This window comes from Streptomyces sp. NPDC088553 (genome assembly GCF_044752965.1).
Taxonomy (GTDB): domain Bacteria; phylum Actinomycetota; class Actinomycetes; order Streptomycetales; family Streptomycetaceae; genus Streptomyces.
Window position 1 is genome coordinate 535,257 of the sequence record NZ_JBIVMG010000002.1, and the last position, 21,281, is coordinate 556,537.

Genomic DNA, 21,281 nt, shown 5'->3' on the forward strand with positions numbered 1-21,281 from the left:
GCACATGAACCACCCCCGCGTACCCGCACGGCTCCTCGCCCGCGAGTCCCTGCCCGGTATCACCGAGGCACTGGGGAGCATGGACGGCTGGCTCCTGCGCGACGGCGCGCACTGGCTCGTGACCCGGCACGAGGGCGCGATCACCCTCAACAGGGTCAGCACCGATCGTGCTCAGGTGGTCGCCGCCCGCGCCACGTGGGCCGACCCGGCCGCGGACGGCACCGACAGCTACTGCTCGCCCCTGCCGGACGGCGCCGTGGCCATCAGCACCCGGGAAGCCGTCACCGTCCACGAACCCGACGGCACCGTCCGCTGGGAACACCGGCACCGGGACTGGCAGCATTCGCCCGAGGCCTCCGGCGCGTGCACGCCGGACCCGGCCGGCCGGGTCCTCCTGGCGACCATGGCCGGACCCCTCGGGGAGGACGGGCTTTCCAAGGGCGACATCTGCCGCGCCCTCGACCTGGCGACCGGCGAGGTGCTCGCCGAGCACGTCCTGCCGTCCTTCTCGGCGACGTACGCCTTCCAGCAGTTCCCGGACGAGCGCCCCGAGGTTCTGCTCACCGCTTCCATGGGCCAGGACGGCACGCGCTGTCTCCTGGTCACCCGCACCGCCGCCGGGCTCGACGTCCGCGCGGCGGGCACCGCCGAGGAACCCTACGTCGGCCTCGGCGCGGACGAGGTGCTGATCGGCCAGGACGTCGGCGGAGGCTACCTCTGCCGCACGCAGGAGGGCGTCGACGACGTCATCGTCGAGGCCGGCGAGGTCCTGCCGGAGGACTGGGTGTTCGTCGGCTACACCCCGGGGTTCGTCGACGACGAGCGGGTTCTGGTCGTGGCGGCCGAGGAGCAGTGGGCCGAGGAGGGCACCCACCTCCTGCTCGACGCCCGCACCCTCAGGCCCGTCGCCGAACTCACCTACCCGCAGGCGCCGGGAGTCTCCGCGGTGCCGCTCGGCGACGGCACGTGGCTCACCCACGACGAGGACACGGTGCGGCGCTGGACCACGGCCTGACCCGGGTTCACCCGGCGGGCCAGGCCCCTCCGGCTCGGTTCACTCGGTTGCCGAGGGATCGATACCCGGCGGCTCGTCGGGCGCACCGCGGGGGCGCGGTGATCACCACGGGGTGAGGGTGGCATCACGGTGGAGAGCGCGGAGATGGTGACTGCGGGCGGTCTGGCGGTGGCGGTCATCGCCGCGGCGTCCGCGCGGTGAGCCATGACCCCAGCGGACCACGCCCGCACCGCGCAGAAGCGTCACGCGCACGGTGGACGGGGCGTCGGCTGTCCGACGGCCACCCCGCCGTACGTCGCGGTGACGCCCGTGTGGGCGCGAGTCCGTTGAACCCGCGGGGTGCCGGGGCGTCGGGAGGGCGAGTCCGGCGTGGGCACCGGCATCGGCATCGAGGGCGATCTGTCTGATACCGGTCGCATGCCGCCGGCGAACCGTTTCCATACCTGCGGGTCCTAGCGTCTGGCACGGCCGTGAGGACTGTCCACCACCACCCCGCCGGGAGATTCCGTGCTCGAAGGCTTCGGCGAAGCGCTCGCGGACCGGGAGTACTACCTGCCGCCGGCCAGCGTGGCCGACCCCGGGCCGCGCTTCGCTCCCCGCGAGGTGCCGCCGGGCCTGCGCGGCGCCGCCCGGGGCATCTGGACGGTCTGGGGCGGTCCGCGGACCGGGCTCGCCGAGCAGGGCTGGAAGATCCATGTGTCGGCGCGGCTGGACCGGGCGCAGCACGTGCTCGACGCGGTCGCCGGAATCTGCTTCTCCGAAGGCGTGCCGTTCAAGCACCTGAGCGCCCGGCTGTTCTTCCTGTTCCTCCATCACAAACACGCCTCGCGGGCCCAGGCAGGCAAGTTCTGCGCCGTCTATCCGCCGGACACGGCGACCGCCCGCCGGCTCCTCGAACGCCTGCGCGAGGCGCTCGACGGGGAGGAGGGACCGTACGTCCTCACCGACCGGCGTTTCCGCGACTCGCGGACGGTCCACTACCGCTACGGCTCCTTCGGTGCCCGCAGCCGGCTGCGCGCCGACGGCACCCGCGAGGGGCTGGTCCGCGACGGTTCCGGCCGCGAGGTCGTGGACCTGCGGCTGCCCGTCTTCCACCTGCCGGCGGGGATCGCGGACCCCTTCGTGGAGCAGGAGGAACGGTCGCACGAGGGCCCGATCCTGATCCGCGACTACGAGGTGACCCGCGCGGTGCGCCTGAGCAACGCCGGCGGCACGTACCAGGCCCGGGACCGGCGGACCGGCCGTACCGTCTTCGTCAAGGAGGCTCGCGCCCACAACGGCCTTGTCTTCGACGGGACCGACGCGCAGCGGCGGCTGCGGCACGAGTACGGCGTGCTGCGCGCGCTGCACGCGGCCGCCCCCGGGGTGGGCCCGGAGCCGCTGGAGCACTTCACGGAGTGGGAGCACGACTTCCTCGTCACCGAGTACGTCGCCGGGCAGCCGCTGTCGGGCTGGCTGAGCCGGTCCTCCCCGCTGGCCCGCGCCGACCGCACGCCCGAGTCCGTCGCGGCGTACTACGAGGCGTGCCGGCACCTGCTGGCCGGACTCGACGCCTCGCTCGAGCGGCTGCACGCCGCCGGCTACCGGTTCGGTGACCTCAGCCTCGGCAATGTCATGGTGACGCCGTCGGGCGGGGTCCGGCTGGTGGACTTCGAGGCGGCCTCGGCCCTGTCCTCGGCACCCTCCGGGATCGGCACCCCGGGGTTCACGCCGCCGCCCGGCCTGCTCCGGGCCGACTCCGATCCGCTGCTGCAGGACCGGTACGGCATGTCGGCGGTCGCGTTCGCCTGCCTGGCGCCGTGCAACGAGATCGCCGAACACGCGCCCGCCAACCTCGTACTGCTGCGCCGCGACCTCGCGGACGTGGCTCCGCCACAGGACCTGTGGCGGCGGGCCACCGCCTTCCATCTGACGGAGGACCAGGCGCGGGACCAGGACGGTCCCGGCCGCCTGCCCTCCCCCGCCGAGCTGGACACCGATCCGCGCGGCGTCCTCACCCGGCTGGCCGAGGAGGTGGCCGCGGGTCTCCTCGAGACGGCTGACGCCGACCGGCCGGAGTGGGCCTTCCCGCCCTCTCCCGAGGCGTTCCGGACCAACACCGTGTGCCTGGCCCACGGCACGGCCGGGGTGGTGCACGCTCTGCACCGTGCCGGGGCCGCCGTGCCGGAGGAGATCCTCGAACGGCTGCGCCGCGACACGCTGGCGCAGCGCGACGCGCTGCCCCCCGGGCTGCTCGTCGGCTCGGCCGGCATCGCCCGGGTACTGGCCGGCCTCGGCCTTCTGGACGAGGCCGGCGACCTGCTCCGGGACGCCGACGAGCACCCGCTCACCGCCTCCTGCGGCACCCTGGCCGGCGGACGGGCCGGGGTCGGCCTGGGCTGGCTCGCCCTGCACCGGCTGACCGGGGAGAGCAGTCACCTGGAGCGGGCCGCCGCGGCCGGGGAGCGCCTGCTGCGCGCTCCCGACCTTGCGGCCACCCTCGGCGAACACGACGCCCGCGGCCTGCTGCACGGCCGCTCGGGACTCGCCCTCTTCCTCCACCGCCTGGCCCGCGACACCGGCGAGGCCCGCTACCTGGAGGCGGGCCTGAGGCTGCTCCACGAGGAGCTGGACCGGACCTTCCCGCTGGAGGACGGCGCCCTGTCCGTCTCCGACGACACGCGGTTCACCCGGGCCATGCCGTACCTGGCCACGGGCGCGGCCGGCGTCGCGGCGGTGCTCACCCGCTACGTGGCGACCGCGCCGGACGGACGCTGCGCGGCGGCGCTGCCCCGGCTGGTGGCCGGCATCCGGGTCTCCTGCGCCACGAAGGAGGCGGGCCTGTACCGGGGGCTGGCCGGACTGACCTGGTTCCTGACCGAGCACGCCGAGCTCACCGGCACGGACGCCGCCCGCGGGGACGCCGTGCGTGCGGCGACCGGCTTGCTGAAGTACGCCGTCCCGTACCGGCGGGGTGTCCGCTTCCTCGGAGCGGGGTCGCAGCGGTTCACCGCGGACCTGTCCAGCGGGGGAGCCGGTGTCCTGCTGGTGCTCCACCGTCTGCTGTCCGGACCGCTCCTGACGGAGCCCCACCACGCGCGCCCCGGATCCCCGCGGCTCCCTGACGGCACCGGGCGTGCGTCCCATGAACGCCTGGGCACGGCGGCAAGCGGCTCCGTGCCCGGGTACGCGGTTACCGACCGATCCGGTCCCGAGAAGACCGAACGATCCCGAGAAGACGGAGAGCATCCATGAACCAGATCCTCGCGCTCCAGGCCCTGGACACCGAGCCTGAGGCCCATTCCCTCCCCCCGTGCTTCAGCGTCGCCTGGAGCATCAGCGACATCTTCCCCGAGCCGATGTGACGAGCCGGCCCGCGGGAAGGGCCGGGACCGGTGGGCCTGCCACCGGTCCCGGCCCGGTCCCGCGCCTGCGCGCGGCGTCGGGGCTCTGTCCCGTCATTCCGGCCCGGCGGTGTCCAGGGTGAGGATCAGGAGGGTGACATCGTCCTGGATCTTGGGGGCGAAGCGGCTCAGGTCGGCCCAGATCTCGTCGGGCAGCTGGTCCAGGCCGACATCGGTCATCCGGGCCAGTCGCTCGACGAAGGGATAGAAGGCGCCAGAGGCGTCCCGTGTCTCCAGGACACCGTCCGACGCCAGGAGCAGCCTGTCCCCGGGCAGCAGCGACACCGTGGCGGCGGTTCCGGGCATGGCGTCGGCGAGGCCCAGTCCCAGGGGCGGCCCGGGGTCGAGTTCCAGGGTGCTCACGGTTCCACCGCGCAGCAGGACGGGTGGCGGGTGGCCGCAGGCCAGGACACGGACCTCCCGCCCGTGCGGCGCGAAGTCCAGGAGGACGGCCGTCGCGAAGAGTTCCGCGTGCTCCGTCCGTGCCGAGTCGACCACGAGCCTGCGGTCGAGCCGCGCCGCGATCGCCTCCGCGTCCACGTCGTCCAGCACGGCCTCGCGGAACGCCCCCAGGACGGAGGCGACCGTCGCGATGGCCGACAGGCCGTGCCCCTGCACGTCGCCGAGGACCGCCCGCACCCCGTGGGGGCCGGGCCGGACGTCGAAGAAGTCGCCGCCGACCAGCGTGCCGCGCTCGGCGGCGCGGTACAGGCTCGCGCAGCGCACGGGCCCGACCCGCCGCCGTACGTTCGGGACGATGGCCCGCTGGGCCGTCTCGGCGACGGTACGTTCCAGGTCGAGTTGCTCGTCCCGGCGCCCGCGGACGAAGGAGACGAAGACGCTCAGGGTCGCGACGAAGCCGAGGGTGACGAGATCGGTGTTGCCGGGCCGGTTCAGCTGGAAGACGGGAATGGTCAGCAGCCCGATCGTCGCGGCGCCGAGGAGCGCCGTGGCCAACGGTCCGTAGGCAAGGACGGCCAGCGGAGGCACCGCGCCGAGCAGGAAGCCGATGTCCAGTGGAAAGGAGTCGGTGAGGGAGGCCGCTCCGACCGCGACGAGCAGCAGCACGGGCAGGACCCGCACCCAGCGGGGCGGCGGGGCCCCGCGCAGCCAGCTCCGCCGGTACACGCCGGTCGCCGCCTTCCTTGCCTTCACCACACCACCAGGCTCCTACGCCGGAGTGCGCCGCGCACTCCACGGCCCCCGCGGTCCGCTCACTCCGGGGGTGTCGGGTCCGGGTCCTTCGGGGTGACGCGGTCGCCCGGGTGGCGGATGGCGCACAGGAAGCCGAGAGCGAGGGCGACGGCCATGCCGTAGAAGACCCATTGGTTGGCCTGGGCGAAGTCCATCTGGATGGACGACATGGCGTCCCGGGTGGCTTCGGCGACCTGGCCGGTGCCGGTCGGCGGGGTGGCGTCGCCGTGGCCGGAGACGGAGTCGGTGATGCCGCGCGCGACCTGGTCCGCGACGGCGGGTTGGACGCCCCGCGCCCGGAGGGTGTCCGTCACATTCTCCGTCATGGCCCGGGACAGCAAGGTGCCGAAGACCGCCAGGCCGATGCTCGCCGCGTAGTTGCGGACGGTCTGTGTGATGCCGGTGACCTCGCCGTACGAGGTGCCGATGGCCCGGTTGACCGCGTCCGTCGACGCCGGGGCCAGGATGAAGCCGATACCCGCGCCGGCCAGGGCGACGTAGGGCCACTGGTCGTGCATGGACAGGTTCGTCAGTTCGTTGGCCCACAGGGCGAAGCCGACCGCGCCCAGGATCGTTCCCGCTTTCAGCGCGGGCCGCGCACCCCGTTTGTCGAGGATCCGGCCGCCCCACTGGGAGGCGAGGGCGAAGCCGACGAAGAAGTACAGCAGGAAGAGGGCCGCCTGGTTGGGAGAGGCGCTGAGGGACACCTGAGCGTAGACGGAGGAGAAGAAGAACACCGGCACGAAGGCGAGCATCGCGAAGAACAGCACGGCCGCGTCGACCGTGAACGCCTTGTCCTGGAAGACCCGCAGGTCGATCAGCGGGTGGCGGACGCCGCGCTCGTACCGTACGAACACGTACAGGATCGCGAGGCCGCCGACCACGCACAGCCAGGTCGCCCAGCTCCCCCATCCCCAGGACCACGCCTGCTGGAAGCCGAGGACGCTCAGGCCCATGCCGGCGGCGACGAGGGCCGCGCCGGGCACGTCGAGAGTTCCGGGGCGCGGACGGTCCTCGATGTGCGCGAGGGCGGTGAGGATGAGGGCGACGATCGCGACCGGCACGTTCACCCAGAAGACGGCGCGCCAGGTCCACGAGGACGTGAGCCAGCCGCCGAGCAGCGGGCCGACGGCGGTCAGCGCTCCGGAGATCCCGAAGAACAGGGCGAGGGCCCTGCCCCGCCGTTCGACGGGGAACACCGCCACGACCACGGCCAGTGCGGCCGGGAAGAGCAGCGCCGCACCGAGACCCTGCACGGCCCGGAAGGTGATGAGCCAGGCCTGGGCGTAGTCGCCGGAAGGGACGCAACCGCAGAGGACCGACGCGATGACGAAGACGAGGGTGCCGATGACGACGATGCGCCGTGGCCCGTACAGGTCGGCCAGGCGGCCGCCGAGGGCGAAGAACGCGGCGAGGGCGAGGAGATAGGCGTTGACCACCCATTGCATGCCCGCGCTGGAGAGTCCCAGCTCGCGCACGATGTCGGGGGCGGCGATGGAGACGATGGTCTGGTCGATGAAGGTCATCGCCACCGCGAACATCATCGCCGCTAGTGCCACTGTCTGGTTCGGGAGCCGCCCGCCCTTCTGCTGCGCGGGGTACGGCTGCCTCTCAGGCTCTGTCCGGCTGCTCACTCTGTCCAGTCTGAGCCCGACCGCGACGTCGCGCACGCCGCGGCGTCAGAAGGGGTGCGTGGCGCACTCCTCGCCGTCGGGCAGTGGTCTGCGTGGGGGCGCATCCGGGGCCCGTACGTGTCGTCGCGGAACAGGGACGTGTACGAACCGGGGTCACGCTCGACGAGGCCGGCGGTATCGGCCAGGTGGACGTCGAAGCCGGGGCACATCAGTCCGACGAAGGGCAGGTCGTCCATGACGAGGGCGATGAGGCGTCCTAGGGACGTTCGAAAGCCTGCAGTACTCCCCCGAGCGCGAAGCACAGCGCACCGCACAACGTCCCCCAGTTGGCGATGTCGGTGTTGACCAGGCTCTGGGTCGTGGGCCGGGTGAAGGCGGCCAGCGCGGAGACCATGAAGAGCACCGACCCGAACTGGTTCACCGCGACCACCCACCAGCCGAGGCTGCGCGAGCGGACGCAGGGCCGGGAGCGATGGCAGATCTCGGCGAACGCGAGATGACCCGAGACCAGGAACAGCACGCACCCGATCACGTCGGGAGTCCAGATCAGCCTGTTGGTCTGCTGGACCGTGAGCCCCTGCAGGAAGGAGTCCAGCAGGTTGACTCCGAACACCAGCGTCCCGGCGAACAGCACGAACGTGCTGAGCCAGTCCAGACGCATCGGCTCGTACCCCCACCACCGCCAGCCGGTCGTCGCCAGTGCGCCGCCGCCCGCCGGCGAGTGGCGCGGCGCGTTCAGCACCTGCAAGAGCGAGGTGTAGCCCCCGAAGGTGAAGAACAGCCCGCCCGCGAAGTAGATCGAGGCACTCTCGACCGGGTCGCCCGAGCCGAACTGGGCGACCGCGGCGCCGAGAGCGAAGAGCATGCCGCCGAGGAAGAACGCACCCGACGCGACGGAATTGAGCCTCCGAAGACGAACGAGGGCCCCGGCATCGGCCGTCGGGGACACCGCGACCGCGCCCCCGGGGTCGCGGACGGACAGCGCCCCTCGCTTGCGCGCGAGCCGCGACTCCCACACCACCGTCCCTCCTTCGGGGCGGTGCCAGGTGAGCCGGGTGGTGAACGGTCCCGCGCCTTCGGCGCGGTGCTCGGGCTGTTCCACGGCACGACCCTAGATCCAGTCGCCGAGTCACGGGTGGGCGCGGCGTTCGGCGGCTCCGCCGAAGTACCCCGTCCGGCGGAGGACGCGGGGGTGCGCGAGGCACCCGGGGGTGCGCGAGGCGCCGGAAGTGCGCGAGGCCCGGCTTCGACCCGCGGCCCCCGCCGTGACCCGCCGGTCAGACCCTAGAAGAGGCCCCCTCGTTCCCCTGCCCTGCGGCCACGTTCATCGGGGGATGCCACGGGGGCGTCGCCGTAGGTGTAGGCGGTTCGGACGTGCCCGTCGCGGGCATGGACGACGACCTGTGCCGGGGTGTGCTCCTTGGCGTGCCGGCGTGCGGAGTCGATCGCGTCTCGCTGGGTCCGGTGCGGCTCGTGCAGCAGCCTGCGGCCTTCCCTGCCCTCGACCTGCCACTTCACGCCCGCGGCCGCCGCCCGCTCGCCGGACGGTGCGACGTGGTAGACGGTCCGTTTCGCTGCCATGATCCTTCTCCTCGCCATCGAGCTGACCTCCGGCGCCGGAACGTCGCCGCCTCCCACGAAGCCGGCTTCGTGCCCGGGGCCTTCCTCGCGCCCGCCTCCTTCGTCATCGTCGGTTCGGCGTCTCAGGCTCGGGAGCCGTGGGTGATACCCGCGCAGTGGGTGACCACCGAGGCGAGACTGCCGTAGGTGCTCAGGAGCTCGCGCTGGACGCGGGCCCCGTTGCCCCGTTCCAGCAGACCGGCGATGCCCTCGCGGACCCGCTCGTCGTCACCGCTCTCGACCAGGGCCTCCTGGACATGGGCGTAGAGTGCCCGGACGACCTCCGCCGCCGACGCCTCCCGCATGGTCTCGGGGTGGAGGAGAGGGCCGTCCAGGCCCGACCGGCCGGCCCGCCACGCCGCCAGCCGAAGCAGGCTCGTGCTGACGCGGGAGGGCGGTTCTCCGGCCCGCCAGGCCCGGGCGGCGGTCTCGACCAGGCCGCGCACCAGTGCGGCGAGGAGTACCGGCGTCGACGCTTCGAGGCACACGTCCGCCACCCTGACCTCCACGGTCGGGTAGGTGGCCGACAGCCGGACGTCGAAGTAGATCATTCCCTCGTCGCGCAGGACGCCGGTGTCGAGCAACGCGCGGACCTGCTGGTGGTAGCGATCGGCGGACCCGAAGACGTCCATGGGGCCGGCCGAAGGCAGCCGGTTCCACACTCTGCTCCGATAGCTCGCGTACTTGCTGTCCTGTCCTTGCCAGAAGGGCGAGTTCGCGCTCAGCGCGATCAGAACGGCGAGCCAGGGCCGGATCCTGTCCAGTACGGCGACGCCTTCCTCGTCCGACTCGACCGAGACGTGGACATGGCAGCCGCAGGTGAGCTGCTCCTGCGCGGTCAGGCCGAACTGTTCGCCCAGCCACGCGTATCGCTTGCCCGGGTTGAGCGAGGGCTGGGCGGGCAGCGGCGAGGTGGCGAGGGCCGCGACGAGGGCGCCCGCCGAGGCGGCGTGGCGGCGGGCCTCGGAGCGGCATCGGACGATCTCGTCCTGGAGTTCCCCCATCTCCGTCACCGGTTTGGTGGCGAACTCCACCTGCTCCTTCTGCAGTTCCTTCTCGAAGGCGTGCTCCGGCTCACCCCCGTCGTCCGCCTGCCGGCCGGCGGACCGGTCCGCGGCCGCGAGGACAGCACCGGCCAGAGCGAGCGGCTCTCCACTGCGTGCACGCACCAGCAACAGCTCTTCCTCCACGCCCACGCTTCTCATTCAGCCACCGCCGTTCGCCCCTTTTCACGAGCGTCTTTCCGTTCCGTCCGTCGGGCAGCGTCGCGGGGTTCCCCAGGTTCGCCGGTCGAGATGCCGGTGGCCGACGCGTCGGCGAACGGGCTGTCGCCGAGGCGGGCCAGCAGATCGGTCGGATCGCGGTACACGGCGGCGGCACCGGCCTCTTCCAGGTCGGCCCGGGGGATTCCGCCGCAGAGGAGGCCGACGGCGGGCACACGCGCGCGGGCGGCCGCCCGCATGTCCCACACGGTGTCGCCGACGAACACGGCCCGCTCGGGTGGCACCTGGACCAGTCGGAGGGCGTGCAGTACGGGCTCCGGCGCGGGTTTGCCCTTCTCCACGTCATCAGAAGTGCTGGTTGCGGCGATGGCGTCGTCGGCGTCGATGGCCCGGCGCAGGGCCGAGAGTTCGCTGTCCTTCGCCGACGTCACGAGGACGACCGTCCAGCCGCCGTCGGCGAGGGCGCGCAGAAGGTCGGCGGCCGATGCCAGGGCGGGCAGACGGTCGAACCATGTGGCGTACAGGGTGTCGTGCGCGGCGCTCAGGCGGTCGTCCTGGGCGTGGTCGCGGTCGCCTCCCAGGAGGTGGTCGAGCAGGTCCTCGCCGGGCAGGCCGATCGCCCGGTGGACGGAGTGCATCGGCACCTCGTGCCCGGCCTGGCGCAGTGCCTCCCACCACGCCACCACGTGAAGGTGGTTGGTGTCGGTCAGGGTCCCGTCGACATCGAAGAGCGCGGCGCGTTCCATGGTTTCCCTCCTCACAGTTCCCGCAGGGCGGGGAGCGGCTCCCACTGCGCCCAGCGGAGCGGCTCCCGGCGGGGCTCCGTCGCGATCACCAGGTCCCCGGACCGGGCGGCGATGCCACAGGAGTGTTCCCCGGACATGGCGACGCAGATCGGAGGGGGCTCCTCGGGGAGATCCCGGAGTCTGGCGTTGTCGACGTCGAAGTGAGCGCCACGATCACTGACCGTGTCCCCCGCCGGCAAGGAACGGATGATGCCGACGGCCTCTTCGCGCATCTCCGGAGGCACCGGGGCCCCGGGCCGGCCGGCGCCCACGACGTGCTCGTCGAGGTTCTCGCCCGCGCCGAGGCCGAGCCGGAATCCCCCGGACAGGAGGTGCATGGTCGCGGCCTTCTGGGCGGTCACTGCCGGGTGGCCCGCCCTCTCGGCGCCCACCGCGTGGGCGCCGAGAGGGCGGGGCCCGGCTTGCTCGGTCATCATCGTGTACCCGAAAAGCGCCATATACACCAGATTGCTCCCTCTTTCTCGCTCGCACGAGCCGACAGCGGTGCCCGGTCCTTGAGCGCCTCCCCTCGGCGCCCACCGCCCACCGCCCGTCGAGGCCGACGCGCGGCCCTGTGACGGGGGACGCGGACGCACCACCCAGCGGACGACGTGGCTGCGCGCCACAATGGAGCGGTGTTCTGACACGAAGGAGGCCCCTCCCACGTCATCGACGGCGTTTCCCGGACCCACGGCCCCAGAGATCCGGAGGCTCATGGTGCCCACGACGGCTCTGAGATTCGGCACGCTTCCCCTGCGCTCCGGGATGTCCGGTCCGCCGGCCACCTCCACGACCGCCCCGCCGGCCCGCTCCGCGACCGCCCCGATCCCCTCGCGTTCCGCCCGCCGGATCGCCGTGGCCCCGCGGGGCCCGATCGTGATCGAGGGCCCGGTGGAACTCGTGCCGGCCGACGGGACCCTCGCCCGGTCCGACCGGTTCATGGTCGCGGTCTGTACGTGCCGACGCAGCCGTACGTATCCCTGGCGCGACACCAGCCACCGGTCCCACGAGCGATCCGCGCCACCCACCGAGCACGGGAGTCCCCGATGACCCCTCCCAGCCCGAGCGCCCCGGAGACCACCGCCGGCCCCCGCCTCGTCGCGGCGCGGGGCGACCTGTCGAGCGCCGTGGAGAGGGCCCTGCGGACCGACCGGCCACCCGCCTACACCGAAGCCAGCATCCGAAGAGCGGCTCCCTGGGGAGAAGACCTCCAGCTCGCGCTGTACCTGCTGTACGAACTCCACTACCGGGGCTTCGAGGGCGTCGACGACGATCGCGAATGGGACCCGGACCTGCTGCGCCTGCGGCGGGAGTTGGAAACCCTGTTCCTCCACGCGCTGCACGTCGCACTCCCCGATGCGCCCCGGTCCGCCGAGGAGGCCTTCGCCCCGCTGCTCGTCGAACGGGTGGATCCGGCCGGCAGCGTCAGCCACCTCCTGGAGACCGAGGGCGAGCTGTGGCAGCTGCGCGAATACGCCGCCCTGCGCTCCCTCTACCACCTCAAGGAGGCGGACCCGCACGTCTGGGTCGTCCCGCGGCTGACCGGCCGGGCCAAGGCCGCGATGGTGGCCGTCGAGTACGACGAGTTCGGCGCCGGTCGCCCCGAACGCGTTCACGCGCGGCTCTTCGCGGACCTCATGACCGACCTCGACCTGGATCCGGCCTACGGCCACTACCTGGACCACTGCCCCGCCCCGCTGCTCGCCACCGTCAATCTCATGTCCCTCTTCGGACTCCACCGGGCCCTGCGCGGAGCCCTGGTCGGCCACTTCGCCTGTGTCGAGGTCACCTCTCCGCCCGGCTCCCGAAGGCTCGCCAAGGCGATGCGGCGCTGCGGCGCGGGGCCGGCCGCCGAGCGCTTCTACGCGGAGCACGAGGAAGCGGACGCCGTCCACGAGCAGGTCGTACGGCGTGAGGTCATCGGAGGTCTCATCGCCGACGAACCCGCGCTGGAGCCGGACATCGCCTTCGGGTGCGCGGCGACCGTCCTGCTGGAGGACAGACTCGGCGCCCACGTGCTCGAAGCCTGGGCGTCGGGGCGCTCAGCGCTCCGCGCTCCCCTGCCGCCCGCGGACCCGAGCAGCGAACCGTGACCGGCCTCGACGGCTTCACAGGCGGGTGGCCGGACTGCGGCTGGGGTGAGCGGGGGGCTTGCCACCGTTCGCGGAACACGGCCTCGACGTCGCCGACGACCGGGCCGCGAAGGGCGAGCCGCTCATCGCGCCACGGCGGGTGCGGGCCGTAGGCCGAGGCCAGGGGCAGGGACTGACGGTCGCCGGACTGGCCTGCGTCGGCAGGCGGGACTCAGGAATCCTCGTCCATGCCGATGGCCTCCTCCAGCGAGTCGAACACCTCCCCGGTGGTACGTCGGCGTTCGTCCAGGAGCGCCCGCGCGATCGCGTCGAGCTTGCGCTGCACAGCACGCTCCGCCCGCCGCTCGGCATTCTTGAGGAGGGCCAGAAGCAGCAGGGTCACTGACACCATGGTGTCCCCGACCACAAGCTGCCAGCCGGCGGGCAGACCCGCTACGTGGACCCCGATGAAGGCTCCGACGAGCAGCAGACAGAACGAGAAGAACAAAGGGGAGCTCGTCAGATTCGACGCTCGCTCCGCGAGGCGCTCGAACGGGCCTCGCCCTTTGCTTCCCCGTTCGGAAGGGTGCTGCAGGGTCATACTCCGTGAGTACCGCAGCGGGATCTCGACCGCACCTCGCCAGATCTCGTCGGGGTGGCTTCCGGCCTCCAGCCTCCGGCCTCCAGCTTCCCGCTTCCCGCTTCCCGCTTCCCGCTTCCCGCTTCGGGGGGATCCCCGCCAAGACACCCCCTAGGATGCCTGGGTTCGAACGTGCGGGACATCGGGGGTGCGTGGCATGAGCGGTTACGGCAATGGTGGGTACGGAGACCCGGCGGGCAGCAGCGGCGCGAACCTGCCGCAGGGACACCCCCACGCTCCTCCGGTGCCCCCGCAGGGACACCCGAACCCCGCACCCGGTCCGCCGCAGGGGTACCCGTACGCGCGGTCCGGCCCTCCGCCCGCCTACCCGTATCCGCAGTCCGGTCCTCCGCCGGGGTACTCGTACCCGCCGTTCTACGCACCGGTCCCGCCTCCGCGCCCACAGCCCTCGCGGGCCCGGAACATCCTGCGCGGCCTCTACAACCCCCTGTACGCCGCCCAGCGGACCTTCCGTCCCTCACGCCCCGGGATCGTCAACGACCCGGAGGTCCGCAAGCTGCAGTTGTGGCGGACCGGTCTGGGACTCGTCGCCTGGGTGGGTCTGATGGTCACCTACAACGCCATCGCGAGCGCGGACGACGTCCAGGGCGTGGCGGGCGAACGCCTCGACCAGAGCTGGTCCAGTGTCCTGGTTCTCGTCTGCACCTTCCCCGTGGTGGTCGGCGCCTTCGTGGCTGCGGCACGGGACGGCCTGCGCCGGGTGTACCTCCGACGGACTCTGCGTCCCCTCGGCTCGGTACTGGCCATCATGGCGTCCATGGGCACCTCCGCCCTCGCCATGGCCCCGGAGTTGGCGGGCCTGCGGGACGCCGTGGGGCTCCCCGGCAGGATCCTCATCGTCGTGCTGTTCCTCTGGTCGCTCGGCTTCGCGCTCTATGGCATCGGGCTGTCGCTGGTGCACGTGTTCCGCACCGCCGACATCCACGAGGTGCTGCCGCCGATCCTCGCCGGCGTCCTGGTGTGGGAGATGGCCCTCCTCGATGTGATCACCGGTGCCTACGATCAGGTCCCGACGGGGGCCCGGGTGATCTTCATCCTCGGCGCGCCCGTCACCGTGACGGCCCTGTCGTGCTGGGAGCTGTACCGGCTGCGGCGCAACCACGGACTCACGCTCCGGACGGCTCTGCGCCGCTGACCCGGCCGGGTGGCGTGCCGGGCGGGAAGTCACCTGGCCGGAAGGGCTCGTCCGGCCGCCGGGCGGAGTAGGCTGGATTTACCGGGAGTAACTCGAACACCCGCTCCCACGCGGACGTCGTTTCCGGCGATCACAGCACTGGGCCGCCCTGCAGGGCGGCCCGGAGACGGGTCCGCGATCATGTCCACCACCCTCGCACCCACACTTTCGGCGCGCCTTTCGCTGACACCGAAGAGCGCCCTCTCCGGCGTCCTGGACGGCGCCTGGTGGCCTCGTTCACGCGACCTCACCGCCGAGATTCCGGCCCTGGTCGAGGCGCTCGAGGGGCCCTACGGACGCATCACACGCGTCACGGTGAACCCCACCCGCTGGCCCGTCGTCCCGCACAAGGTCGCCGTCACCGGGCACACCGTTCACGTCGGCTGGTTCACCGAGCAGGATCCCGACAAGATGATCCTGCTCTCCTACTCCGTCGGCCGCTGCGACCTGCTGGTCATCCCGCCCGACACCGAACCCGCCGCGGCCGCCCGGCTCATGACCGCGGCCGCCCTCCCCGGCAGCGTGCTGGCCGCCGGTGACTTGATGTCCGACGAGGCCGCGACCGGCCGCCGCACGCGCGACGCCCGCAGCAGCGAGAACAACTGGGAGACCGACGGCGGTGCCGCCGCGCTCTCGCCGCCGCGACACCCGGTCGCCGGCTCGCGGATGATCCCGCTGCCGACGAACCCGCGGAGGTGACGTCATGGAGACGTTGATCGCCCTCGCGGCAGTCACCCTGCTCATCGCGCTCGGCGCGCGCCTGATCCACCGACTCAACGCCCAGCACGACGCACGCATCGCAGCCCATACCTTCGGCGCCCCCTTCCCGGCCATTCGTCGGCCCCCCGGCCACGGCCACCACACGCCGACGGAGCCCACCGCCCCGACGGGGCAAGCCGCCCGCCGCCGGCTCATGGGGACCTGGCCCTGACCACCCCGTGACCCCCAGACCACTCCTCCGGCCGAAGGCCGCGGGTGGGGCACCCGACACCCGGGACAACCCACCCGCCCGGCCTCTCGCCCACCCGTGAAGGGACCACTCACCGTGTATCCCATCGACGCCGCGTCTCCCCTCGACACCGCGCTCCTGCCCTCGGCCGCACACGCCGAGATCCGCATCGTCGCCGCCACGCCCGAAGCCGCCCGGGCGGTCGCCGAAGTGATCCGTCGTTCCTTCGCCGGTTCGGAACAGCGCAGTTACCCCGTACCCGAAGGTGGCACGCGGCTCCACCTCACCGTCGACACCGGATCCGCCGCGGAACCCTCCCACTCCTGGCTCGCCGCCAGCAGACCGTCCGCCCGCACCGGCACGCACGTCGACGAGGTGTGAGAAGCACCGACCTCTTCCGACGCCGTGCGCGCGTGCGTCAAGAGCGCTCCCCCGGCGTCAGCCGGGGGAGCGCTCTTGACGCCCCCCGGCAGGCGCGGCGACACCAGGTCTCCGGCCGCGGCGCTCAGCCCGCCGCTTCGAGCCGGCTGCGGCAGGCGACGGCGACGGCTTCGGCGACACCGAGCATGTCGGGCCGCCAGGTGGGATTGCAGTTCACCTCGCACACGGTGAAGGAACCATCGGCTTCGAAGAGGAGATCGACGCCGGCGACGCCGAGGCCGATGGCGTCCGCCGCCCGGACGGCCAGCGCCTCCGCGTCCGGATACCGGCCGGTGCAGACGGTGTGGCTCCCGCCCTGCGCCAGGTTGGAGACGAGGCGGTCGTCAGCCGCCGTGCGCACGGCGGCGGCCACGGCCCGCCGGTCGACCACGATGACGCGCAGGTCCCGGCCGTGGGAGTGGGCGACGTACCGCTGGAGGAGATAGGGGTGCCGGTCGTCCAGACTGCCCGCCACAGCGCGCAGGACCTTGTCCTCAGCGGCGAGGAAGACCCGTCGGCCACGGTGGCCACGCACGGCTTTCACCACGCACGGCTGCGGTACACCGACATCGAGCACGTGCTCCAGGGGCGCGTCGGTGTGGGTGCGGGTGTCGGGGACGGGGATGCCCGCGGCGGCGAGCTGTTGCAGCTGCCAGAACTTGTTCACCGCCGTGAGGACCGCCTCGGCGGGGTTGATCAGCCGCGTGCCCATCGCGGCCAGGTGCCGTAGCAGGGTGACTTCCCTGTCGGCTGACAGCCGAGGCGTCGACAGGCGGGCGTAGGCCACGGCGGGTGCGGGGACGGGCCGCCCGCTGGTGTCGGCGAGTGTGAGACGTCCGCCTTCCACGCCGAGCACCAGCCGACTGCTGTGGACGACCATGGCCTGGTGCCCGAGCTCTGCGTCGAAGGAGGCCATGAGCGACGACGTGACGGGGCCCGGGTTTCCGCCGGCGGCCTCCTCGGCATCTCGGCCGAGGCCAGGGCACAGCAGCAGCCAGGCACGTGCTCCGCTCACTTCGAACACCGTGACATGCCGGTCCCTTCGTTCGCGGGTGCCCTCCGCCGGTCCCGACCGATCATAGGGCGGGCGTCCGCCGGGGGTGTTCACGGTGGTCATCATGGTCCAGCGTCGCGAACTACCCGCCAACAACGGTTACTTGTGGGTACAGAGTCTTGTCAGCCGACCTTTGTTTACGCGAACATACTGCGGCACGGCTCCCACCCGTCCCCCACCGAAGGCCGTCATGAAGAAGTCACTGCTGGGAGTCGCGCTCGCCGCGGCCCTCATCGCCGCCGGGACACCGGCCACCGCCGCAACGGCCCGCGCGAGCGCACCCGCGCAAGCGCCCGCACCCGCGCTCTCGCCCGCGCCCTCGCCCGCCGGCTCCCTGCTCGCCGAGAGCTGGCAGCCGCCGCTCAGCACCCGCGGCCGCTACGTCGTGGACGCCCACGGCGACCGCTTCAAGCTCAAGTCCGTGAACTGGCACGGCGCCCAGGGCTCGTACAACGGCTCAGGAGACGTGAACGACCCCGCGAGCCACCACGACGCCGAGAAGTCCGACCAGGTGCCCCTGGGCCTCGACCGCGCCCCGCTCGCCACCATCCTCGCCGACTTCCACCGGCTCGGCGCCAACAGCATCCGGCTGCCCTTCTCCAACGAGATGCTGCACGACCAGCGGGCCGTGCCGGACGCCGCCGTCGCGGCCAACCCGGCCCTCAAGGGCAAGACCCCGCTCCAGGTCTTCGACTCGGTGATCGCTGCGACCACCGCCGAGGGTTTCGCGGTCGTCCTCAACAACCACACCAACACCTCCCGTTGGTGCTGCGGACTGGACGGCAACGAGCGCTGGAACACCAGCCGGTCCACCGCGCAGTGGGAGGCCGACTGGCTCTTCCTCGCCAAGCGCTACAAGGACGACAAGCGCGTCGTCGGCGCCGACCTCTACAACGAGGTCCGCCGCACGGTCACCGACGACGCCAACTGGGGCTGGGGCAACGACCACGACTGGTGGGCCGCCTCCCAGCGGGTCGGCGACCGGCTGCTCACCGAGGCCAACCCCGACCTCCTCGTGATCGTCGAGGGGATCAACTGGCAGGGCATACCCACCGATCTCACCCCGCACGGACGGCCCACCCTCGAACCCGCCCGCGAGCTGTCCCACACTCTGGTCGCCTCGAACAAGCTCGTCTACTCGGCCCACTTCTACGGCTACACCGGTCCCCACCACACCGGCGCGACCGGCATGGGCGAGACCAGCGACTGGCGCTATCAGGAACTCCCCCGGGAGGAACTCTTCCAGACCCTGCAGCGCCAGGCCCTCTTCGTCGCCGACGACACCCGGCGTCACTACACCGCGCCCGTCTGGATCAGCGAGTTCGGCATCGGCGCCGACGAGACCAACCCGCAGGGCCGGACCTGGTTCGCGAACTTCGTCGACCACCTCATCGAGCAGGACGCCGATTTCGCCTACTGGCCGGCGGTGGGCTTCACCGGCCACGGACGGTGGAAGCTGCTGGACTACGACAGCCAGGGCCGGCGCTCCGGAATCCTCGACGGCGACGACTGGCGCACCCCGCACTGGCAGCGGCTCGTCGACGCCCCCGGCAGGGCCGATGCCGTCCCCGTCACCGACACCTGGGACATGCTCACCACGGACCACGCCGACTTCGTCCAGTCCCTCCGCGCCCGCGCGAGGGGCGACTGGGACCACGGCGCCCGTAAGGCGGCCTGCCCCGACGGCCAGCGGATCGTCGGGCTCTCCCACGACGGCGGTCGCGGTCTGTGCACCGACACCGGCGCCCGTGGACTCGCCGCGCCCGTCGGCGCGTTCACCGTGGTGACCGACGAACGGCACGTCACCGACGGCGACTGGGCCGGCGGGTACACCAAGTTCCAGTGCCCCGCCCACCAGTTCATGGTCGGCTACAGCCTCCGCGGCCGGGCCGTGTCCGCCGTGCTGTGCGCCGAGGCCGCCCGGGCCCTGCCGAAGAACGGCCGCACGCTCTGGTTCGACCGCGGCGACAACCGGCCCGCCGGCGCGCCCGGCGGCGAGTTCGCCCTCGGCAACTACAAGGGCCAGTGCGGCAGCGACGAGTACGCGGCCGGTGTCGCGCACAGCGGTGCCTGGGCGAGGGGCGACAAGCCCGCCGCCCTCCTCTGCCGGGCCCTCTGAGGTCCGGTCGGTATCCGTCCGGTCCCACCCGGACGGCGGTGGCTCGGCGGCGGCGGACTCCGGACGAACACGTCCGGGGTCCGCCGTCCTCCGTGTCAGCGCAGGCCCCTCCGCTCGTCCTCGGTCACCGTCGGGGCGACCGGGGGAACGACGACCCGGCGGCGGCGCAGGATGCTCGTGTACACAGCGGTGCCGATGATGCCGACGGTCATGAGGATCAGCCCCACCAGGTCGAGGTCGACCCCCTTGAGCTCCCAGTCGGACGCGAAGGTGAGTATGGCTCCGACGGCGATCAGGATGATGCAGATTCCCAGACCCATGTTTCCTCCCTTGTCGGGTCGGATGTTCCTCGCGTACCCCGGTCCGTGACTCTCACCCCCACGGCGACGACGGGCCGGCCCGGAGTCGGCACCGGCCGTGGGCCGCTCCCCGCGCACGCGGCCGCCCAGATCGCGGCGGATGTTTGGCGTGCTCCCCGGCGGTGAGGCGTACGGCACGAGCCTGTTCGACTCATCCACTGGGGAGGGAGCACATGGAGACCGTGGTTCGCCTGGCGATCTCCGTCGGCGGATCGGCGCTGGCGGCCTTCGCCGTCTGCCGTGCGGCGGACCTGCTGGCACGGTTCGCCGACGCGCGGCATCCGGAGACCCCGTTGTGGGGGCTGCTGCGCCGCTGCCGCACACCGCTGTACGTCGTCGTGCTGGCCGCCCTGCTCAGATGGACCTACCCCGTGGCGGCGCCCGATCAGGGGCCGCTCGCGGAGCACGCGGAGGCGGTGAGCCGCGTCCTGCTGCTGTGCCTGATCGGTGGCGGAGCCTGGCTGACGGTGCGTACGGTCGCGGCCGTCGTCGAGTCCTCGTACGCGCGGTACGCCGGACGTTCACGCGACGCCGCCCGCCTCCGCCGGGTCCGTACCCAGGTCACGCTGATCATGCGGGTGGTGTCCGTCGCCGTCGGGGTGATCGCCGCCGCCGCGGCGCTCGTGACCTTCCCCTCCTTCCGTACCCTCGGCACGTCCCTGCTCGCGTCGGCCGGCATCATCGGCATCGTGGCCGGCGTGGCCGCCCAGTCGACGCTGAGCAACCTCTTCGCCGGTTTCCAGATCGCGTTCGGCGACATGGTCCGCATCGGTGACACCGTCGTCGTGGACGGCGAGTGGGGTGTCGTGGAGGAGGTGACCCTCACCTTCCTCACGGTCCGGACCTGGGACGAGCGTCGTGTCACGCTCCCCGTCTCGTACTTCACCTCGCGGCCGTTCGAGAACTGGTCGCGGGGCGGCGCGGAGATGACGGGGTCGGTGTTCGTCCACTGCGACCACACGACACCGGTCGCGCTCGTACGGGCGCACCTCCAGAAGTTCCTCACCACGTGCGACACCTGGGACGGGCGGGGCTGGGACCTCGCCGTCACCGACACCTCGCCGACGGGCATCACCGTGCGGGCGATCGTGACCGCCAAGGACGCCGACGACCTGTGGACGACCCGTTGTGCCGTACGGGAGGAACTCGTCGACTGGCTCGCGCGGGAGCACCCGGGCGCCCTCCCCAAGGTCGTCACCGCTCCCGCCGCCGACGCCTTCGACCAGGCGCGGCCTGACCGGCAAGACGCCCCCTAGAGGCGCGCGGGCGGCGGGGCGGTGCTCTGCCCGACGACGAGGCTCGTCGCGAGTTCCATGCGGGTCACCGAGGCTCCCCGGCGCGCGGGCGGAGCAGCGTCCGCACCGCTTCCTCGCCCATCTCCCGCAGCGGCTGGTGGATCGTGGTGAGCGGCGGGCTCGACCAGCGCGCGATCATCACGTCGTCGTAGCCGACGACGGACAGGTCCTCGGGCACCCGCGGGCCGCACACCCGGGCCGCCTCCATGACACCGAGCGCCCGCAGATCGCCGCCGGCGAAGGCGGCGGTGGGTCGGTCCGGCAGCCGCAGCAGCTCCATGGCCCGCGGTCGCACAGTCCGGGCGGCCACCACGCTGCTAAGCT

At 72.5% G+C, this 21,281-nt stretch carries 19 protein-coding genes and 2 pseudogenes; 10 read left to right on the top strand and 11 right to left on the bottom strand.

Annotation, left to right across the window (positions count from 1 at the left end; translation table 11 throughout):
* The first annotated feature begins 4 nt into the window (after nt 1-4).
* A complete protein-coding gene (locus tag ACIP8Z_RS07555; protein WP_402079984.1) occupies nt 5-1,015 on the top strand; it encodes a hypothetical protein in 1,011 nt (336 codons plus the stop codon).
* Between the two features lie 507 nt (nt 1,016-1,522).
* On the top strand, nt 1,523-4,249 hold the full coding sequence (gene lanKC, locus ACIP8Z_RS07560) for a class III lanthionine synthetase LanKC (protein ID WP_402079987.1): 2,727 nt from the start codon (nt 1,523-1,525) through the stop codon (nt 4,247-4,249).
* 203 nt (nt 4,250-4,452) lie between these two features.
* Here lanKC and ACIP8Z_RS07565 read toward each other — a convergent pair whose 3' ends face one another.
* The 7 genes and pseudogenes from ACIP8Z_RS07565 to ACIP8Z_RS07595 form a co-directional block, all read right to left on the bottom strand.
* A complete protein-coding gene (locus ACIP8Z_RS07565; RefSeq protein WP_402079990.1) occupies nt 4,453-5,556 on the bottom strand; it encodes a PP2C family protein-serine/threonine phosphatase in 1,104 nt (367 codons plus the stop codon).
* Between the two features lie 56 nt (nt 5,557-5,612).
* Complete coding sequence (locus ACIP8Z_RS07570) at nt 5,613-7,136, bottom strand: MFS transporter (protein WP_402080815.1); 1,524 nt, start codon at nt 7,134-7,136, stop codon at nt 5,613-5,615.
* A 346-nt stretch (nt 7,137-7,482) separates the two neighbouring features.
* A complete protein-coding gene (locus tag ACIP8Z_RS07575; RefSeq protein ID WP_402079993.1) occupies nt 7,483-8,328 on the bottom strand; it encodes a hypothetical protein in 846 nt (281 codons plus the stop codon).
* 182 nt (nt 8,329-8,510) lie between these two features.
* A complete protein-coding gene (locus ACIP8Z_RS07580) occupies nt 8,511-8,807 on the bottom strand; it encodes a DUF2188 domain-containing protein (RefSeq protein WP_402079996.1) in 297 nt (98 codons plus the stop codon).
* Between the two features lie 122 nt (nt 8,808-8,929).
* Nucleotides 8,930-10,051 (bottom strand): glutamate--cysteine ligase, encoded by a 1,122-nt coding sequence (locus ACIP8Z_RS07585; RefSeq protein ID WP_402079999.1) that lies wholly within the window; start codon nt 10,049-10,051, stop codon nt 8,930-8,932.
* Complete coding sequence (locus ACIP8Z_RS07590; protein WP_402080002.1) at nt 10,048-10,815, bottom strand: HAD family hydrolase; 768 nt, start codon at nt 10,813-10,815, stop codon at nt 10,048-10,050. Before ACIP8Z_RS07590 ends, ACIP8Z_RS07585 begins: the two co-directional genes overlap by 4 nt.
* A 62-nt stretch (nt 10,816-10,877) precedes the next feature.
* A pseudogene (locus ACIP8Z_RS07595) lies at nt 10,878-11,312 on the bottom strand (LLM class flavin-dependent oxidoreductase); the annotation flags it as partial.
* A gap of 307 nt (nt 11,313-11,619) precedes the next feature.
* Here ACIP8Z_RS07595 and ACIP8Z_RS07600 point away from each other — a divergent pair.
* Together ACIP8Z_RS07600 and ACIP8Z_RS07605 are read left to right on the top strand one after the other, a co-directional pair.
* Entirely contained in the window at nt 11,620-11,904 is a 285-nt protein-coding gene (locus ACIP8Z_RS07600) for a CDGSH iron-sulfur domain-containing protein (protein ID WP_402080817.1), read from the top strand.
* Nucleotides 11,901-12,947: an iron-containing redox enzyme family protein gene (locus ACIP8Z_RS07605; protein WP_402080005.1), complete on the top strand. Its 1,047-nt coding sequence runs from the start codon at nt 11,901-11,903 to the stop codon at nt 12,945-12,947. The genes ACIP8Z_RS07600 and ACIP8Z_RS07605 overlap by 4 nt, the downstream gene beginning before the upstream one ends.
* 211 nt (nt 12,948-13,158) lie before the next feature.
* On the opposite strand, the gene ACIP8Z_RS07610 is transcribed toward ACIP8Z_RS07605, so the two are convergent.
* Nucleotides 13,159-13,527 carry a low affinity iron permease family protein gene (locus ACIP8Z_RS07610; protein WP_402080008.1) on the bottom strand — a complete coding sequence of 123 codons (369 nt, stop codon included), beginning with the start codon at nt 13,525-13,527 and terminating at the stop codon, nt 13,159-13,161.
* Between the two features lie 283 nt (nt 13,528-13,810).
* Between ACIP8Z_RS07610 and ACIP8Z_RS07615 the strand changes: the two genes are divergently transcribed.
* From ACIP8Z_RS07615 to ACIP8Z_RS07630, 4 genes are all read left to right on the top strand, one after another.
* Nucleotides 13,811-14,722, top strand: a complete 912-nt coding sequence (locus ACIP8Z_RS07615; protein ID WP_402080010.1) for a hypothetical protein — start codon at nt 13,811-13,813, stop codon at nt 14,720-14,722.
* Nucleotides 14,723-14,902: 180 nt separating this feature from the next.
* Nucleotides 14,903-15,460, top strand: coding sequence for a DUF5994 family protein (locus tag ACIP8Z_RS07620; RefSeq protein WP_402080012.1), 558 nt, complete (start codon nt 14,903-14,905; stop codon nt 15,458-15,460).
* Between the two features lie 4 nt (nt 15,461-15,464).
* The gene (locus tag ACIP8Z_RS07625; RefSeq protein ID WP_402080015.1) at nt 15,465-15,692 is read left to right on the top strand and encodes a hypothetical protein; all 228 of its coding nucleotides are present in this window, start codon (nt 15,465-15,467) and stop codon (nt 15,690-15,692) included.
* A gap of 114 nt (nt 15,693-15,806) precedes the next feature.
* Entirely contained in the window at nt 15,807-16,091 is a 285-nt protein-coding gene (locus tag ACIP8Z_RS07630) for a hypothetical protein (RefSeq protein ID WP_402080017.1), read from the top strand.
* 124 nt (nt 16,092-16,215) lie between these two features.
* Here the strand turns inward: ACIP8Z_RS07630 and ACIP8Z_RS07635 are convergent, their stop codons facing one another.
* Nucleotides 16,216-17,145, bottom strand: coding sequence for a RimK family alpha-L-glutamate ligase (locus ACIP8Z_RS07635; RefSeq protein WP_402080019.1), 930 nt, complete (start codon nt 17,143-17,145; stop codon nt 16,216-16,218).
* A gap of 229 nt (nt 17,146-17,374) precedes the next feature.
* Here ACIP8Z_RS07635 and ACIP8Z_RS07640 point away from each other — a divergent pair, with 229 nt between their 5' ends.
* Complete coding sequence (locus tag ACIP8Z_RS07640) at nt 17,375-19,303, top strand: glycoside hydrolase family 5 protein (RefSeq protein ID WP_402080021.1); 1,929 nt, start codon at nt 17,375-17,377, stop codon at nt 19,301-19,303.
* A gap of 95 nt (nt 19,304-19,398) precedes the next feature.
* On the opposite strand, the gene ACIP8Z_RS07645 is transcribed toward ACIP8Z_RS07640, so the two are convergent.
* Nucleotides 19,399-19,623 carry a DUF6458 family protein gene (locus ACIP8Z_RS07645; RefSeq protein ID WP_402080023.1) on the bottom strand — a complete coding sequence of 75 codons (225 nt, stop codon included), beginning with the start codon at nt 19,621-19,623 and terminating at the stop codon, nt 19,399-19,401.
* A 212-nt stretch (nt 19,624-19,835) separates the two neighbouring features.
* Between ACIP8Z_RS07645 and ACIP8Z_RS07650 the strand changes: the two genes are divergently transcribed.
* A complete protein-coding gene (locus tag ACIP8Z_RS07650) occupies nt 19,836-20,918 on the top strand; it encodes a mechanosensitive ion channel family protein (RefSeq protein WP_402080025.1) in 1,083 nt (360 codons plus the stop codon).
* On the opposite strand, the pseudogene ACIP8Z_RS07655 reads toward ACIP8Z_RS07650, so the two are convergent.
* Nucleotides 20,915-21,240 (bottom strand): annotated as a pseudogene (locus tag ACIP8Z_RS07655) (substrate-binding domain-containing protein); the annotation flags it as partial. The gene ACIP8Z_RS07650 and the pseudogene ACIP8Z_RS07655 overlap by 4 nt on opposite strands.
* Between the last annotated feature and the right edge of the window lie 41 nt (nt 21,241-21,281).